The 1,197-nt window shown below is 67.8% G+C and carries 1 protein-coding gene; it reads left to right on the top strand.

From position 1 onward, the window contains the following. Positions 1 to 1,197 (top strand): FAD-dependent monooxygenase (locus J7E68_RS16465; RefSeq protein ID WP_215174415.1); only part of this gene is annotated, 1,197 nt, incomplete at both ends.

Raw genomic sequence — 1,197 nt, 5'->3', positions numbered from 1 at the left:
ATGGCAGCCAGCCGCGCAGCGTCGAGACGTTCCAGGCCTTCGGCTTCGCCGAGCGGATCATCGCCGAGGCCTACAACATCGGGTGGATGAACTTCTGGGGGCCGAACCCCGAGCGACCGGGTGAGATCGTGCGCACGTCGCGCACCGCCGACTACGCCTACGACATCTGCGAGTTCCCGCATCTGATCGTCAACCAGGCCCGCGTGCTCGATTACTTCGCCGAGGCCGCGGCGCACGGCCCCGGCCGCATCGCACCCGACTACGGCATCGAGTTCGCAGGACTCACCGTGCACGGCGAGGGCGAGTACCCGGTCGAGGTCTCGCTGCGCTACGTCGCGGGGGAGCGGGCGGGCGAAGAGCGTACGATCCGAGCAAAGTACGTCGCCGGGTGCGACGGCGCGCGCAGCGGTGTACGCCAGGCGATCGGGCGCACGCACGTCGGCGGCAGTGCCGCGCACGCGTGGGGCGTCATGGATGTTCTGGTCAACACCGACTTCCCCGACTGGCGCACCAAGTGCGCGATCAACTCGGAGGCGGGCAACATCCTGCACATCCCGCGCGAGGGCGGCTACCTCAGCCGGATGTACATCGACCTCGGCGAGGTGGCCGAAGACGACGACCACCGAGTGCGGCAGACTCCGATCGAGGAGATCATCGCCAAGGCCAACGCGATCCTCAGCCCCTACACGCTCGACGTGAAGGAGGTCGCCTGGCACAGCGTCTACGAGGTCGGGCACCGCGTCACCGACGGCTTCGACGACGTCATCGACGGGTCAGGTCGCACCCCGCGCGTCTTCCTGACGGGAGACGCCTGCCACACCCACAGTGCCAAGGCGGGCCAGGGCATGAACGTGTCGATGCAGGACGGCTTCAACCTCGGGTGGAAGCTCGGATCCGTGCTCACGGGGCGAGCGCCCGAAGCGCTGCTCGCGACCTACGGCGCCGAACGCCGACCGGTGGCACAGCAGCTCATCGACTTCGACCGGGAATGGTCGACGCTCATGGCGCGCAAGCCCTCGGAGATCACCGACCCGACAGATCTCGCGACCTATTACCTCGCGACCGCGGAGTTCCCCTCAGGATTCATGACGCAGTACACCTCGTCGATGATCACGGGTTCCGACGCGCACCAGGCGCTCGCCGCGGGGTTCCCTATCGGCAAACGCTTCAAGTCGGCCGAGGTCGTGCGCGTGGGCG

Source organism: Microbacterium sp. ISL-103, assembly GCF_018613995.1.
Classification (GTDB): Bacteria; Actinomycetota; Actinomycetes; order Actinomycetales; family Microbacteriaceae; genus Microbacterium.
Note: the sequence above shows the minus strand (reverse complement) of the source record. Positions and strands in the feature narration are given on the sequence as shown.